Origin of the sequence: Sphingomonas sp. BK235, assembly GCF_004345855.1 — a bacterium.
Taxonomy (GTDB): domain Bacteria; phylum Pseudomonadota; class Alphaproteobacteria; order Sphingomonadales; family Sphingomonadaceae; genus Sphingomonas.
Genome location: NZ_SLXN01000001.1, coordinates 418045 through 431314 on the forward strand (window position 1 = coordinate 418045; position 13270 = coordinate 431314).

At 70.4% G+C, this 13270-nt stretch carries 20 protein-coding genes and 1 tRNA gene; 4 read left to right on the forward strand and 17 right to left on the reverse strand.

The features are described 5' to 3' along the window. Nucleotides 1–50 precede the first annotated feature (50 nt). Both EV292_RS01890 and EV292_RS01895 read left to right on the forward strand, forming a co-directional pair. Nucleotides 51–599 carry a J domain-containing protein gene (locus tag EV292_RS01890; RefSeq protein ID WP_132907483.1) on the forward strand — a complete coding sequence of 183 codons (549 nt, stop codon included), beginning with the start codon at nucleotides 51–53 and terminating at the stop codon, nucleotides 597–599. Further along, nucleotides 596–898: a (2Fe-2S) ferredoxin domain-containing protein gene (locus EV292_RS01895; RefSeq protein WP_207913315.1), complete on the forward strand. Its 303-nt coding sequence runs from the start codon at nucleotides 596–598 to the stop codon at nucleotides 896–898. Before EV292_RS01890 ends, EV292_RS01895 begins: the two co-directional genes overlap by 4 nt. 242 nt (nucleotides 899–1140) lie before the next feature. Here the strand turns inward: EV292_RS01895 and EV292_RS01900 are convergent, their stop codons facing one another. The 9 genes from EV292_RS01900 to EV292_RS01940 form a co-directional block, all read right to left on the reverse strand. Then, nucleotides 1141–1557, reverse strand: coding sequence for a SufE family protein (locus EV292_RS01900; RefSeq protein ID WP_132907485.1), 417 nt, complete (start codon nucleotides 1555–1557; stop codon nucleotides 1141–1143). Between the two features lie 55 nt (nucleotides 1558–1612). Beyond that, nucleotides 1613–1852, reverse strand: coding sequence for a hypothetical protein (locus tag EV292_RS01905; protein WP_132907486.1), 240 nt, complete (start codon nucleotides 1850–1852; stop codon nucleotides 1613–1615). A 26-nt stretch (nucleotides 1853–1878) separates the two neighbouring features. Beyond that, nucleotides 1879–2133: a hypothetical protein gene (locus tag EV292_RS01910; protein WP_243693556.1), complete on the reverse strand. Its 255-nt coding sequence runs from the start codon at nucleotides 2131–2133 to the stop codon at nucleotides 1879–1881. A gap of 28 nt (nucleotides 2134–2161) precedes the next feature. Next, nucleotides 2162–2449 carry a hypothetical protein gene (locus tag EV292_RS01915; protein WP_132907487.1) on the reverse strand — a complete coding sequence of 96 codons (288 nt, stop codon included), beginning with the start codon at nucleotides 2447–2449 and terminating at the stop codon, nucleotides 2162–2164. A gap of 23 nt (nucleotides 2450–2472) precedes the next feature. Further along, entirely contained in the window at nucleotides 2473–2781 is a 309-nt protein-coding gene (locus EV292_RS01920) for a hypothetical protein (protein WP_132908137.1), read from the reverse strand. Between the two features lie 31 nt (nucleotides 2782–2812). Then, entirely contained in the window at nucleotides 2813–3193 is a 381-nt protein-coding gene (pspC, locus tag EV292_RS01925; protein ID WP_132907488.1) for an envelope stress response membrane protein PspC, read from the reverse strand. Then, the gene (gene pspB / locus EV292_RS01930) at nucleotides 3193–3489 is read right to left on the reverse strand and encodes an envelope stress response membrane protein PspB (protein ID WP_132907489.1); all 297 of its coding nucleotides are present in this window, start codon (nucleotides 3487–3489) and stop codon (nucleotides 3193–3195) included. Before pspB ends, pspC begins: the two co-directional genes overlap by 1 nt. Before the next feature lies 1 nt (nucleotide 3490). Beyond that, nucleotides 3491–4153 carry a phage shock protein PspA gene (gene pspA, locus EV292_RS01935; RefSeq protein WP_132907490.1) on the reverse strand — a complete coding sequence of 221 codons (663 nt, stop codon included), beginning with the start codon at nucleotides 4151–4153 and terminating at the stop codon, nucleotides 3491–3493. 81 nt (nucleotides 4154–4234) lie between these two features. After that, nucleotides 4235–4543 (reverse strand): hypothetical protein, encoded by a 309-nt coding sequence (locus EV292_RS01940; protein WP_132907491.1) that lies wholly within the window; start codon nucleotides 4541–4543, stop codon nucleotides 4235–4237. On the opposite strand from EV292_RS01940, the gene pspF reads away from it, so the two are divergent. Together pspF and EV292_RS01950 are read left to right on the forward strand one after the other, a co-directional pair. Further along, a complete protein-coding gene (pspF, locus tag EV292_RS01945; RefSeq protein ID WP_132907492.1) occupies nucleotides 4542–5615 on the forward strand; it encodes a phage shock protein operon transcriptional activator in 1074 nt (357 codons plus the stop codon). The genes EV292_RS01940 and pspF overlap by 2 nt on opposite strands. A 63-nt stretch (nucleotides 5616–5678) precedes the next feature. After that, the gene (locus EV292_RS01950) at nucleotides 5679–6293 is read left to right on the forward strand and encodes a superoxide dismutase (RefSeq protein ID WP_132907493.1); all 615 of its coding nucleotides are present in this window, start codon (nucleotides 5679–5681) and stop codon (nucleotides 6291–6293) included. Nucleotides 6294–6954: 661 nt separating this feature from the next. Here the strand turns inward: EV292_RS01950 and EV292_RS01955 are convergent. The 8 genes from EV292_RS01955 to mreC form a co-directional block, all read right to left on the reverse strand. After that, nucleotides 6955–7227, reverse strand: coding sequence for a DUF1488 family protein (locus tag EV292_RS01955; RefSeq protein ID WP_132907495.1), 273 nt, complete (start codon nucleotides 7225–7227; stop codon nucleotides 6955–6957). 84 nt (nucleotides 7228–7311) lie between these two features. Then, nucleotides 7312–7977, reverse strand: a complete 666-nt coding sequence (locus EV292_RS01960) for a spermidine synthase (protein ID WP_132907497.1) — start codon at nucleotides 7975–7977, stop codon at nucleotides 7312–7314. 10 nt (nucleotides 7978–7987) lie between these two features. Continuing rightward, nucleotides 7988–8356 (reverse strand): DUF6481 family protein, encoded by a 369-nt coding sequence (locus EV292_RS01965; protein ID WP_132907498.1) that lies wholly within the window; start codon nucleotides 8354–8356, stop codon nucleotides 7988–7990. An 87-nt stretch (nucleotides 8357–8443) separates the two neighbouring features. Then, a tRNA-Lys gene (locus EV292_RS01970) sits at nucleotides 8444–8519 on the reverse strand. Nucleotides 8520–8632: 113 nt separating this feature from the next. Then, nucleotides 8633–9739 carry a rod shape-determining protein RodA gene (gene rodA / locus EV292_RS01975; RefSeq protein ID WP_132907499.1) on the reverse strand — a complete coding sequence of 369 codons (1107 nt, stop codon included), beginning with the start codon at nucleotides 9737–9739 and terminating at the stop codon, nucleotides 8633–8635. Further along, nucleotides 9736–11850 (reverse strand): penicillin-binding protein 2, encoded by a 2115-nt coding sequence (mrdA, locus tag EV292_RS01980; protein ID WP_132908138.1) that lies wholly within the window; start codon nucleotides 11848–11850, stop codon nucleotides 9736–9738. The genes rodA and mrdA overlap by 4 nt, the downstream gene beginning before the upstream one ends. After that, a complete protein-coding gene (gene mreD, locus EV292_RS01985) occupies nucleotides 11850–12359 on the reverse strand; it encodes a rod shape-determining protein MreD (protein WP_132907500.1) in 510 nt (169 codons plus the stop codon). The genes mrdA and mreD overlap by 1 nt, the downstream gene beginning before the upstream one ends. Beyond that, entirely contained in the window at nucleotides 12356–13258 is a 903-nt protein-coding gene (gene mreC, locus EV292_RS01990) for a rod shape-determining protein MreC (RefSeq protein ID WP_132907501.1), read from the reverse strand. The genes mreD and mreC overlap by 4 nt, the downstream gene beginning before the upstream one ends. Nucleotides 13259–13270 lie beyond the last annotated feature (12 nt).

Below are 13270 nucleotides of genomic sequence, written 5' to 3' on the forward strand. Positions count from 1 at the left end.
CGCCGCGCTCGCTTGGCGCGCGCGGCGGCGGACCCTATGTGCCGGGGCGCATGGCACGTATTCCCACCCGCTCGAACGACTGGGGTTTCCCGCGCTGGCGCGGCTATGGCGCGGGCCGCGAGGCGGCGAACGTGCGGCTGTGCGACCGCCACGGCTGCGAGGAGCCGGGCGACTGCCCCGCGCCCAAGTCGCCCAACAGCCCCGATCGCTGGTATTTCTGCCAGGCGCACGCGGCCGAGTATAATCGTGGCTGGAACTATTTCGAGGGCCTGTCCGCCGAGGAAGCGGCGGCGCGCGAGGCCGACGAGCGCCGTGACGCCGGCGGGTATCAGCAGTCGCGCCACCAGGCCTGGGCGGGGCCGGGGGACGGCACGCGCTCGCGCGACGAGATGCGCGCGCTCGAGGTGCTGGAGCTCGAGGTCGATTCGTCCTTCGACGACGTGCGGCTGGCGTGGCGCCGGCTCGCCAAGTCGAACCACCCCGACGTGCGCCCCGGCGACGCCGAGGCGGCCAAGCGCTTCCAGGCGATCCAGGCGGCCTATGAGGTGCTGCGCGCCGCCGAGGACGCGCGCACCTGGAAGCCGCGGGCGGAGGCGTGAGGGACGAGGTCCGCGCGCGCTGGGGCGGCGCGCTGCTGGTCTGCGGCAAATGCTCGAAGAAGCTGGGCGGCGGCTTCGGTCGCAAGGGCAAGAGGTCGCTCGCCAAGGCGCTGCGCGACGAGCCGGGGCTGGGCAAGGAACGCAAGGCGGCGCTCGGCGTGGTCGAGGTGCGTTGCCTCGGCGTGTGTCCGCGCGGCGCGGTGACCCTGGTCGACACGCGCGCGCCGGATCGCTGGCGGCTGGTCGAGGCGGGTGCCGACGTGGCGACGCTGGCGGCGAGACTGCGCGGCGAGGGGTGAGAGCGCCGGCGGGGGAGCGCGTGGTCGCCCCCTTTTTCGTCATCCTGAACTCGTTTCAGGATCCACCGGCCCGCAGGCGCCGCCGCGGCTGAGTGAGCGGCGACGTGGATCCTGAAACGAGTTCAGGATGACGGAGCAGAGGAGGAAAGCGAGGGCGGCGTCGTGGATCCTGGAACGAATCCGGGATGATGGAGCAGAGGAGGAAGGCAAGCGCGGCAGGGCCGCTCGCGCCAGCGCTCGCCTCAGGCGTAGCGCCGCGCGGTCTCGCGGATCAGCGCGATCATGTTCGGTATGCCCTGCGTCCGGTTCGAGCTCAGCTGTGCCTTGAGCTCGAACGGTGCCAGCGCGCCCTCGATATCGGTCGCGAGGATCTCGCCGGGCGCGCGGTCCTGTACCGTCAGCAGCACCAAAGCGATGATCCCCTTGGTGATCGCGGCGTTGCTGTCGGCGAGGAAGTGGAGCGTGCCGTCCCCGGCCACCGTCGGATAGACCCAGACCGAGGCGGAGCAGCCCCGCACCAGCGTCGCCTCGGTCTTGAGCGCCGCGGGCATCGGCTCGAGCGATCGACCCAGTTCCACCAGCAGGCGGTAGCGGTCATCGCCCTCGACGAACTCATATTCCTCGCGGATCGCGTCGAGCGTGGGGGCGGTGTCGGTCATCGCGCGCGGGCTAGCCGCCGCGCGCGCGCGCCGCAACCGCGCAGCGGCCCGCCGCTCAGAGGTCCACTCCCGCCGCGATCGCCTCGAGCTTGCGGATCCGCTCCTTGAGATCGGCGATCTCAATCCGCGCGCCCGCGCTGGGCGACGCCGGGGCCTGGCTCTGGCGGTCATGCCCGAGCTGCTCGTGCTGGAGCTGGAGCCAGCCGCGCCAGCCGTTGAGCGCGGCGTAGATCAGCATCGCCAGCCCGGCGAGCCCGGTCGCGGCCATGCTGAGGTAGAAAGTGGGATCGGACATGGCTGCCGTCTCCGTGCGGGTTGAGGTCAGCGGTCGCGCAGCTGCTCGATCTGGCGTTCCAGATCGGCGCGACCATGGTTGTCGGTGATGAGGCGCTCGAGCACCGCGACGCGCTCCTTGAGCTGTCGCACCTCGTCCTGCGAGCGACCGCCGTCGCCGGCGCTGTTGCGCACGATCTCTTCGGCGTGGAGGCGTGCCATCGCGCGGTACCGCTCCTGCATCACCCGGCCGATCACCGCGATCAGCACGATCAGCACGACCATCATCGAGGTCGGACCCATCTTACTCTCTCCTTCTCGGCGACGCCGCTCAGTTGAGCCGGTCGTCGCGCAATTGTTCGATCTGGGCGGCGACGTCGGCGCCGCGGTCGGTCGCGATCCGCTCCAGCACGCGCACGCGCGCCTCGAGCCGTTCGGTATGCGCCGCATATTGCGCGGCCTTCTCGGCCGTGGCCTCGGTCAGTACCTGCGCCATCCGCTCCTTGTGGGTCAGCCAGCGGCGGAACATCTCGCCGCCCACGCCCAGGATCACGGGCAGGCCGATCACCACGAAAGCCAGCATGAAGAGGGTGAAACCGTTGAGCTGTTCTAACCACATGGCGTGTTCCTCCCGTTGCGGCGTCAGCGGTCGCGCAGCGCCTCGATCTCGCGCGCGGTGCGCACCGCGGGATCAGTGGCGATGCGTTCGAGCACCGCGATCCGCTCCTCCAGCCGCCCGACCTGGCCGGTGAGCCGCTCGTTCTCGGCCTCGAGCAGCGCGACGCTGCGATCGGTACCCATGCCGTCATCCGCCAGCGCGTGGAGCATCCGGCGACGCCGACGCTCGGGACGATCGTCGAGCGGATAGCCGTGGCGCGCGCGCACCCAGGTGCGAAAGGCGTGCGAGGCACTCACCGCGGTGACGATCCCCACCGGTACCATCCAACCCATGTCCATGTTCATGGCCTCCCTTCGCCCGGTCTCAGCGCAGGCTGTCGATCTCGCGCGCGAGCGCGCTGTTGCGGCTGGTGTAATGGAGCTCGATGTCGGCGAGCCGCCGGTCGATCTCGCGGAACTTGGCGCGCACCTCGGCGGTGGAGCGCTTGGGGTTGGAGCGCACGCCCTGCCAGAATTTCTGGTCGTCGCGGTCCTGGTACAGGCCCGCCGGCTTGGGCTCCGCCATCCAGGCGATCAGGCCATAAGCGATCAGCGTCCAGGGGAAGCCACCGGCGAGGGTGAGCAGCACCATTGCGACGCGAACCCAGATGACCTCGATCCCGGTATAGTCGGCGATGCCGGAGCAGACGCCTTTCCACTGGCGGTTCTGCGGGTCGAGGTAGAATTTGGTGCGACTGTCGGACATCAGTTCCTCCGATCGATCGAGCGCGCGGTCGGCTGGTCGAGGCGATAATCGGGCTGGCTGCGGTAATCGGCCACGCCCGGGCGGAAATCGGGATTGTCGGCGGCGACGATGCGCTCGACGGTGTTGACGCGATCCTCGAGCCGGCGCGCGAGATTGTACATCTCGTCGAGCAGCCGCTCGTCCTCGTCGGTCATCCGCGGCGCGGTCTTCCACCGCGTGACGTAGTGGAGGATCAGCCAAGGCAGGCCGATGAACATCGAGGTGATCGCGATCAGCGGTACGAACAGTTCAGCCACCTCAATTCTCCCGGTTCAGCTTGGCCTTGAGCGCCGCCAGCTCGGCGTCGATCTTGTCGCTCGAGCGCAGCGCGTCGAACTCGTCCTCGAGCGACTTGGGCGTCAGCCCCATCGCCTCGGCGCGCCCCTCGGCCTCGTCGGCGCGGCGCTCCAGCACCTCAAAGCGGCTGAAGGCTTCGTGGGTCTTCGGCCCGTTCCACATCTCGCGCAGCCGCGCCTTGGTGTTGGCGCTCTCCAGCCGCGTCGCGATCGCATTCTGCTTGGCGCGCGCCTCGCGCAGCTTGTTCTGCAGCTTGGCGATATCCTCCTCGGCGGAGCGCAGCGCCTCGTCCAGCGTGGCGACCTCGTCGCGCAGCTGCGCGCCCATCTCGGCGGCCTTGCCGCGCTCGACCAGCGCCGCCTTGGCGAGGTCCTCGCGGTCCTTCGACAGCGCCAGCTCGGCCTTCTCGGTCCAGCTCGCCTCGATCTCGGCCAGCTTCTGGATGTGGCGCCGCATCTCCTTCTGATCGGCGATGGTGCGGGCGGCGGAGGCGCGCACCTCCACCAACGTCTCCTCCATCTCGAGGATGATCATGCGAACCATCTTCGCCGGGTCGTCCGCTCGCTCGAGCAGCTCGGCCATGTTGGCGGCGACGATGTCGCGGGTGCGGGAGAAAATGCCCATCTCGATAAGGACTCCTGCGTCAGTCGGTCCCTTGTAGCGGATCGCGCGGGCGGCGGGGAGGGTGCCGTGCCGCGCGGCGTGTCACGCCACCCGGTGGATCGGTGCGGTGCCGAGCGCGGTCGCCGGACCGACGGCGCCGAGCACCATGGTGGCGCTGACGACGAGGGTGAGGGCGAGCGTGGCGAGCGTGCTGGTGCGATCGGTGCGGGTCATGGTGTGTCTCCTTCGTCCTGAGTTGACGAGAGCATTGCAGGAGACGTGCCAACTGCCTGTCGCCGCGCGCAACACCAGCTTTTCCGCCATTTTCGGCCAGGGCGCCGCGCCGGCGGGCGGATAGGAAGATTTCGACGGTTGCCAGCGCTTGGCATTCTGCGCCAGAAGTTGGCGCATGGAGCGAACCACTCAGGTCGTCGGTCAGTCGGGCGTCTTCCTCGACGCGCTGGAGCGCGCGAGCCGCGCGGCCGGGCTCGATCGGCCGGTGCTGGTGATCGGCGAGCGCGGCACCGGCAAGGAGCTGGTCGCCGAGCGGCTCCACCATCTCAGCCAGCGCTGGGACCAGCCGCTGGTGACGATGAACTGCGCCGCGCTGCCCGAGACGCTGATCGAGGCCGAGCTGTTCGGCCATGAGGCGGGCTCGTTCACCGGCGCGACCAAGGCGCGCGTCGGCCGCTTCGAGGAAGCCGACGGCGGCACGCTCTTCCTCGACGAGCTCGGTACCCTGTCGATGGGCGCGCAGGAGCGGCTGCTGCGCGCGGTCGAGTACGGCGAGGTGACGCGCATCGGCGCCTCGCGCCCGCGCCGCGTCGACGTCCGCATCGTCGCCGCGACCAACGAGCATCTGCCCGATCGGGTCGACGCCGGCACCTTCCGCGCCGACCTGCTCGACCGGCTCTCGTTCGAGGTGGTGACGCTGCCGCCGCTGCGCGCGCGGCGCAGCGACGTGGCGGTGCTCGCCGACTTCTTCGGGCGCCGCATGGCCGCCGAACTGGGCCGCGACGAATGGGAGGGGTTCACCGAGGAGGCGATGGCGCTGATGCGCTCCTATCGCTGGCCCGGCAACGTGCGCGAGCTACGCAACGTCGTCGAGCGCGCGGTCTATCGCTGGGAACGCGGCGGCGCGATCGGCGAGATCGAGTTCGATCCCTTCGCCTCGCCCTATCGTCCTGGTACGCCGCGGCCGGCAGCGTCGAGCGCGCCGCCATCAGCCGCCGCGGCGGGGACAGCGCCCGGCGAGCCGCCGCGCGAGGCGCCCGCCGAGCCGGAGGACGAGGAGGTGGCGGCCTGCGAGGTCGGCCCGTCCGACTTCAAGAGCCGGGTCGCCCGGTTCGAGCGCGAGCTGCTCGCCAAGGCGCTCGCCGACCACCGCTTCAACCAGCGCGCGACCGCCGAGGCGCTGGGACTGAGCTACGACCAGCTCCGCCACGCGCTGCGCCGTCACGACCTGATCGGGGCGGTTGCGTAACGATCGCGCGGGAGCCATTTGGGCGGGCGTCGCGTTGCGCACGCGAACCCACAGGAGGATTCCATGGCTTTCGAACTCCCGCCGCTGCCGTACGATTATGACGCGCTGGAGCCGGTCATCTCCAAGGAGACGATGACCTTCCACCACGACAAGCACCACAAGGCCTATACCGACAAGCTCAACGAGGGCGTCGCGGCGGACCCGAAGCTGGAGGGGCAGTCGATCGAGCAGATCCTCGGCCAGATCTCGTCGCTGCCGCCGCTGCTGCGCAACAATGGCGGCGGCTATTGGAACCACGACTTCTTCTGGAAGATCATGGGCAAGCCCGGCAGCACCAGCGGGCCGAGCGGCAAGCTGGCCGCGGCGATCGACGCTTATGGCGGCCTCGACAAGCTCAAGGAGGATTTCAACACCAAGGGCGCGGGCCAGTTCGGCTCGGGCTGGGCCTGGGTGATCGTCGACCAGGGCGGCCAGCTCAAGGTCACCTCGACGCCCAACCAGGACAATCCGCTGATGGACGTGGTGAGCGACCGCGGCACGCCGATCCTGGGGAACGACGTGTGGGAGCACGCTTATTACCTCACCTACAAGAACGACCGGCCGGGCTATCTCAAGGCGTGGTGGGACGTGGTGAACTGGGACGAGGTCGGCCGCCGCTTCGACGCTGCTACCGCTTGAGGTGAATGCGCGAGGGCGCCGCGCCGGGAGACCGGGGCGGCGCTCCTCGTGATGAGGTTTTGCGGCCTCGGCGAGGGAGGATCCTGCACCTGCGAGGAAGGTGGCAGGCCGAAAGCTTTAAAGAGGGATGTTATGGCGGGCTAGTCACGCCCAACGCGCGGCAATCCTCCTCCGACGCGGGTCGCGCCGCCTCCCCTGACAGGCTTCGTTCCCTAACACGCTTCGTTCGGGAAATCCCCAATACACTCTTCACTATCCGTCATCCCGGACTTGGTCCGGGATCCACTCTTCCGCGAGAGCAACGCTTTGAGAGTATGCGGCACCGTGGATCCCGGACCAAGTCCGGGATGACGGATGAGGTTGTCGGAAGAACCCTATCGTGAAGGCATCGACCAACCGACGCCTCATATCCGAGAAACCCGCGCTCCTCTCGCCGCCGCCCCTCAGCGCCGCGGCGTATCGGGCGCGCGGCGCGCGAGCACCACGACCATGCCGAGCGTGGCCAGAGCCCCGATCCCGCCGACCGCCACTACCAGCGCGCTGGGTACGTCCATGATCCTCTCCTCGCCGTCGTGCGGCTATCGTTGTGACAGGAGAGTGACGCGAGTCGACGGGCCGCGCAATACTGTTGTTGCGCGGCGCGCCCGACGAACTTTCCGAACTATTCCAGATCGTTCTCGCTGACGATCACCAGCCCGGTGCCATTCCCGCGCGACAGCGCCGAGAGAGCGGCCTCGCTGATCGCGTCGACGAAGCGGTTGAACATGTCGATCGCGTCGCCGTCGGGCGCGTCCCCGCTCAGCGCCTCGAGCACGTCATATTGCACCGCGAACTCCTGCTCGTCGCCGTCGACCTCGGCGGTGAACTCCACCTGGCGCTCGTCGATATTGTCGAGCAGCGAGTTGTTGTCGATCTCCAGCTCGTTCGCGGCCATAACGTCTCCCTTTGATGCGGCGGCTACAGAAGAGCGGTAAAGCCGCAGCCCGCGCGCGTGTTCCGCGCGACCCCCATGATCGGGTCAGCGCGCGAACCAGATGACGTGCGTGGCACCCTTGCCGTTGGAGCGCGCGCGCACCTTCACCTCGTCCACCGCGAAGCCGGCGCGCGCCAGCCGGCGCGCGAAGACGGGGTCGGGCGCGGCCGACCAGATCGCGAGCACGCCGCCCGGCGCCAGCGCCGCGCGCGCATCGTCGAGGCCGCGCGCGTGATAGAGCGAGTCGTTGGCCTCGCGCGTCAGCCCGTCCGGTCCGTTGTCGACGTCGAGCAGGATCGCGTCGTAGCGGCGCCGCGCGCGCCGGATCACCGCGCCGACATCGCCGATCTCGAGCGACACGCGGGGATCGTCGAGGCACCCCGCGGTGAGCTCGGCCATCGGCCCGCGCGCCCAGTCGATGATCCCCGGCACCAGCTCGGCGACCAGGATCTCGGCGTCCGCGCCGAGCCGGGCGAGCAAAGCGCGCAGCGTGAAGCCCATGCCGTAACCGCCGACCAGCAAGCGCGGCGCCGGACGATCACCCAGCCGGTCGCACGTCATCGTGCCGAGCGCCTCTTCCGAGCCGCTCATGCGCGTGCTCATCAGTTCATTGCGGTCGAGCACGATCATGTGATCGGCGCCGCGCCGGAACAGCCGCAGCGGTGCGCCGCCCGGCACCTCGGCGACCCCGACCAGCTCGCGTGGGATCACGTGCGGCGTATCACTTGCGCTGGCGCGCCTTGCGCGCGGCGTAGCGCGCGTCGCGTGCCGCCTTGAGCTCGGCCGCGGTCGGCAGCGACACCGCGCGCTTGGCGGCGGCCTCGGCGGCAGCCTGCTCGGCCGCGGCGGCCTCGGCCTCGGCCTGGCGGCGCGCCTCTTCCTTGGCGGCCTTCTTGGCCTCGATCGCGGCGCGGTGCGCGGCGCGCTTCTCCTCCTCGGCCGCTTCCTTGGCCGCGCGCGCGGCGGCGCGTGCCGCCACCTGCGCGGGGTCGGGCGCGGGGCGGTTCTTGAGCAGCTCGAGCGCCTTCTGCTTGGCCTCGCGTGCTGCCTGGGCGCGGTCGTTGAAATCGGGGGCCTTGAAGCCTGCCATGCCTGAGTCGTCTCCGTCGTGAGGGGCCGGTGGTGTCCCGGCCCATAGCACAACGGCCCCGCATCGCTGCGGAGCCGTTGAAAAAACTGGTGGACGCACTTGGGCTCGAACCAAGGACCCGCTGATTAAGAGTCAGCTGCTCTACCAACTGAGCTATGCGTCCGTGACCGGCGGGAAGGAAGCGGTTGGTGCCGCCCCGCGATCGGGAAGCGCGCCTCTACCAACGCGCTCCGGCTTTGCAAACCCCTTTTTTCGCGCTGCGGCGAGAAAAGCCGCTCACCAGCGCTGGCGCAGTTTGGAGGAGCGGTCGATCCCCATCAGAATGCCCAGCGAGATCAGCACCGTCATCTGCGCCGAGCCGCCGAAGCTGACCAGCGGCAGCGGGATGCCAACGACAGGCGCCAGCCCCATCACCATCATCAGGTTGATCGCCATGTAGAAGAACATCGTCGTCGCGAGCCCCGCCGCCGCCAGCTTGGCGAAGCGGTCCTCGGCGCGCACGCCGACGTTCACTCCCCAGCGGATCACGAGCAGGAAGGCGATGATGAGGAAGGCACCGCCCGCCAGCCCCCATTCTTCCGCCATGGTGGCGAAGACGAAGTCGGTGTGGCCCTCGGGCAGATAGTCGAGGTGGCTCTGCGTGCCCTGCAGGAAGCCCTTGCCGAACAGTCCGCCCGACCCGATCGCGATCTTGGACTGGCTGATGTGATAGCCGGTGCCGAGCGGGTCGCTCTCGGGATCGAGGAAGATCAGCACGCGGTGGCGCTGATAGTCGTGGAGCACATATTCGAAGGCGAGCGGGATCGCGACCGCGGCCGCCAGCGCGCCGCCGACGAACAGCCGCAGCGGGATGCCAGCGAGGAACATCACCGTCGCGCCGCCGGCGCAGATCATCAGCCCGGTGCCGAGGTCGGGCTGCGCCATCACGATCAGCGCGGGGAGGCCGATCAGCACCGCGGCGGGCCACAGCGCGGCGAAGCGCCGGGTCTCGGTCGCGGGCAGCAACGCGTAGAAGCGCGCGCAGGCCAGCACGATCGCCAGCTTCATCAGCTCGGACGGCTGGATCCGGATCGGGCCGAAGCCGAGCCAGCGCTGGCTGCCGCCGCGCACCGCGCCGAGCAGTTCCACCATCACCAGCAGCACCAGGATCACCGCGTAGATCCAGAAGGCCGAGCGCTTCCACCAGTCGAGCGGCACGCGCGACAGCACGACCGCGCCCGCGAGGAACACGACGAAGCGCAGCCCCTGCGGCACCACCCAGGGGGTCATGCTGCCCCCCGCGGCGGAGTAGAGCACGATCAGCCCGAAGCCGCCGATCCCGGCGACCAGCAGCAGCACGCGCCACGGCAGGGCCGCGAGCGGGGCGGGGACGAAGCCGCTCACTCGCGCCCGGTCCCGCCGTCGCCGACGCGCCCGCTTTCGCTGTCGGGCTCGGGCGATCCAGTGCGCGCCGGGCCGTCGCCGGCGGCGGTGTCGGCCGCCTGCGCCTCCGCGGTGGCGTTCGAGGCGTCGGTCGCCGCGGCGACCGCGTCGGAGCCGGTCGCGGCGACGTCGTCGAGGTCGGGACGCGGCGGGGGCGGGGTGTGCGCGGCGCGATACGCCGCCTCCTCCGCCGCCATGCGCGTGCGGATGTCGCCGCCCCAGGTCGGCTCGACCTCGGCCAGGCTCTTCAGCGCGCGCTCGCGGTCGAAGAGGTAGGTCATGATGTCGCGCCCGATCATCGGCGTGTCGAGATTGCGCACGGTATGGCCGTTGTGCTCCAGCACCACCGCCGCGGCGAAGCGCGGATTGTCATAGGGCGCGAAGCAGACGAACAAAGCGTGGTCGCGCAGCTTGAACGGCAGCTGCCCGTTCTTGAGCACGCCGCTGCGTCGCTCCGCCGTAGTGATACGGCGCACCTGCGCGGTGCCGGTCTTGGCCGCGATCGCGACGCCGGGCACCTGCATCCGCGCCGCGCCGCCGGTGCCGCCGGCGTTGACCACGCCGTACATCGCCTCGCGGATGAGGCGGAAATGCTCGGGGTCGATCGCCATCGGCTGGGCGCGCGGCTTGAACGGGTCGCGCAGGAGCGTCGGCTGGAGCTCCAGCCCCGAGCCGAGCCGGCTCGCCATCACCGCGAGCTGGAGCGGGTTGGCGAGCACGTATCCCTGGCCGATCGAGGCGTTGATCGCGTCGGCGACCTTCCACTCGGTCTTGTACTTGCGCCGCTTCCACTCGCTGTCGGGAACGGTGCCGTAGCGCTGCGTGGCGAAGGGCAGGTCGAACTTCTGCCCGAGCCCGAGCGCGCGCGCCACCGGCGCGATCTTGTCGTAGCCGACCCGCCGCGCCATCTCGTAGAAGTAGATGTCGCAGCTCTGCATGATCGCGTTCTTGAGATCGAGCGGACCGTGGCCGTGGCGCTTGTGGCAGTGCCACACGCCGTTGCCGACCTGGAACGCGCCCGAGCAGAACACGCGGTCGTTGGGATCGATCCCCGCGGCGAGCAGCGCCAGCCCGTTCATCGGCTTGACCGTCGATCCCGGCGGGTAGAGCCCCTGAGTCACCTTGTTCATCAGCGGAACGTGGTCGTTCTCGCTGAGCATCTTCCACTCGAGCTGGCTGATCCCCTCGGAGAAGCTGTTGGGGTCGTAGGCGGGCATCGACACCATCGCGAGCATCTCGCCGTTGGTGCAGTCGAACACCACGCACGAGCCCGAGTTGGTGCCGAGCCGCCGCGCGGCATATTCCTGCAACCCGGCGTCGATCGTCAGCCGCAGCGTGCGCCCGGGCACGTCGGGGCGGGTGGCGAGCTCCTTGACCAGCTTGCCGCGCGCGGTGACCTCGACGCGCTTGGCGCCCGCGGTGCCGCGCAGCAGCGGCTCCATCGTCTTCTCGAGACCGTCCTTGCCGAGCTTGAATCCGGGGGTGAGATAGAGCGGGTCGCGCGCCTTCTTATATTGTTCGGAGGTCGCCGCGCCGACATAGCCGATCAGATGCGCTACCGCGGCGCCCTGCGGATAGTGGCGCGCGAAGCCGCGCGACGGCGCGACGCCGGGCAGTTCGGGCTGGCGCACCTGCACCGCGGCGAAACGGTCCCAGTCGATGTTCTCGGCGATCTCGACCGGGCGGAAGCCGGGCGAGTGCTTCAGCTCGGCCTCGATCTGCGCCACCTCCTCGTCGTCGAGCCCGAGCAGGGCACGCAGCCGCGCGAGCGTGCGCTCCTTGTCCTCGAGCCGGTCGGGGATGACGTCGACGCGGAAGTCGGTGCGGTTGCTCGCGATCGGCTGGCCGTTGCGGTCGACGATCCAGCCGCGCCGCGGCGGGATCATCGTCATGCTCACGCGGTTGCGCTCGGACAGCAGGTTGTAATGCTCGTTCTGCGTGATCGCGAGATAGCCCATCCGCCCGATCAGCAGCCCGCCCAGCCCGATCTGCCCAGCGCCGAGCAGCCAGGCGCGGCGCGAGAAGCTGTAGGCCTGCGCGGCCTCGGTCATGACGCGCGGCGGCCGCGCCATCAGCGTGCCCGCTTGAGGTCGATCCACGCCACCAGCCGGGCGGCGGCGGGGAAGAGCAGCACGGAGAGGATGATCTGGATCACGAGCACGCCGTCGACATAGGCGGAGAGCGGGCTCGCGAACAGCCGTCCCCCCGCCAGCGCGAGCGCGATCGCCACCGCGGCGATCGCCCAGCTCTGCGCGAAGTCGCGCACGCCCGAGCGCGCCTCGAGCGCCTCGACCAGGAAGAAGGCCAGCGTCCACAGCAGCATCGCGCTGCCGAGCGGCTGGCCCGAGACGAGATCGTCGAACAGCCCGAGCAGCGCCGGTGCCCAGACGCGCAGCGACAGCGGCGCGAGCAGCCGCCACGCCAGCATCATCAGGAGCCCCAGCGGCGGCAGCAGTCCTACCGAGGCGTTCCACGGCAGCGTCGTCGCCAGCGAGCCGGCGAGCACGCTCGCCCAGGGGAGAAGGCGCGCGCGGCCGGGCGGCAGCGGTTCCTTGAACAGCGGGCGCGCGGGGAGCGTCACGGCTCGGGCGTGGGGGAAGGCGAGGGCTTGGGCGCGGGAGCGGGCGGGGCAGGGGGCGGCGGCATGAAGGCGCGATGTACCAGCGCGACGTCGAGCGAGTCGGGGCGCGCGAACGGCCGCGCCGGCGCGCTGTCGGTGCCGGCGCGCAGCACCCGCGCGACCGGCACGCCGGGGACGAAGATGCCGCCCGTGCCCGAGGTGACGAACAGGTCGCCGGGGCGGAAGCGCCCGTCCGCGGTGTCGATCGTGCGCACGTCGACCAGCCCGTCGCCGCGCCCCGCCGCCAGCGCGGGACGGCCGTCGCGGGTGCGGCGGACGGGCACGACGCTCTCCGGGTCGGTGATGAGCAGCACGCGCGCGGTGTCGGGGCCGACGTACAGCACGCGCCCGATCAGCCCCTCCGGCCCCGTCACCGGCTGGCCGTCCGCCACGCCCTGAAAGCTGCCCGCGTTGAGCAGCCCGAAACGGCGCGTGCTCGACGCGCTGGTGCTGACGATCCGCGCCGCCGCGATCGTCTCGGGCAGCCGGTCGCGCAGCACGAGAAGGCGCCGTAGCCGCACATTCTCGATCTGCGCCTGACGACCGGCGAGCAGCGCGCCGCGCGCCTGATTCAGCCGCGCGCGCAGCTCGCGGTTCTCGCCGCGCACCTGGAAGTGGCTGGCGATCGCGTCGGGAATGGAGGCGAGCTGGCTGCCCGCGCCCGCCAGCAGTGCGGCGGGCGGTGCGGTCAGCTCGGCGACCGCCGACCGCAACGCGTTGAACGCGACGGGGTTGAAGGTCGACAGCGCGAGCAGCACCGCGCCGACCACCGCCCCGGCGATGCCGAGGATGTAGGTGAGGAACAGGCTATATTGTGCGCGCCGCGAGAAGCCCGGACGCCGATCCCGTGACGGCGCCATTGCCGCCATCTC

Bases quoted from the DNA above. Each gene is read 5' to 3' on its own strand.
- EV292_RS01890 (WP_132907483.1), top strand. From the start codon at position 51: ATGGCACGTATTCCCACCCGCTCGAACGACTGGGGTTTCCCGCGCTGG.
- EV292_RS01900 (WP_132907485.1), bottom strand. From the start codon at position 1,557: ATGACCGACACCGCCCCCACGCTCGACGCGATCCGCGAGGAATATGAG.
- EV292_RS01905 (WP_132907486.1), bottom strand. From the start codon at position 1,852: ATGTCCGATCCCACTTTCTACCTCAGCATGGCCGCGACCGGGCTCGCC.
- EV292_RS01910 (WP_243693556.1), bottom strand. From the start codon at position 2,133: ATGGGTCCGACCTCGATGATGGTCGTGCTGATCGTGCTGATCGCGGTG.
- EV292_RS01915 (WP_132907487.1), bottom strand. From the start codon at position 2,449: ATGTGGTTAGAACAGCTCAACGGTTTCACCCTCTTCATGCTGGCTTTC.
- EV292_RS01920 (WP_132908137.1), bottom strand. From the start codon at position 2,781: ATGGGTTGGATGGTACCGGTGGGGATCGTCACCGCGGTGAGTGCCTCG.
- pspC (WP_132907488.1), bottom strand. From the start codon at position 3,193: ATGTCCGACAGTCGCACCAAATTCTACCTCGACCCGCAGAACCGCCAG.
- pspA (WP_132907490.1), bottom strand. From the start codon at position 4,153: ATGGGCATTTTCTCCCGCACCCGCGACATCGTCGCCGCCAACATGGCC.
- pspF (WP_132907492.1), top strand. From the start codon at position 4,542: ATGGAGCGAACCACTCAGGTCGTCGGTCAGTCGGGCGTCTTCCTCGAC.
- EV292_RS01940 (WP_132907491.1), bottom strand. From the start codon at position 4,543: ATGCGCCAACTTCTGGCGCAGAATGCCAAGCGCTGGCAACCGTCGAAA.
- EV292_RS01950 (WP_132907493.1), top strand. From the start codon at position 5,679: ATGGCTTTCGAACTCCCGCCGCTGCCGTACGATTATGACGCGCTGGAG.
- EV292_RS01955 (WP_132907495.1), bottom strand. From the start codon at position 7,227: ATGGCCGCGAACGAGCTGGAGATCGACAACAACTCGCTGCTCGACAAT.
- EV292_RS01965 (WP_132907498.1), bottom strand. From the start codon at position 8,356: ATGGCAGGCTTCAAGGCCCCCGATTTCAACGACCGCGCCCAGGCAGCA.
- mrdA (WP_132908138.1), bottom strand. From the start codon at position 11,850: ATGGCGCGGCCGCCGCGCGTCATGACCGAGGCCGCGCAGGCCTACAGC.
- mreC (WP_132907501.1), bottom strand. From the start codon at position 13,258: ATGGCGCCGTCACGGGATCGGCGTCCGGGCTTCTCGCGGCGCGCACAA.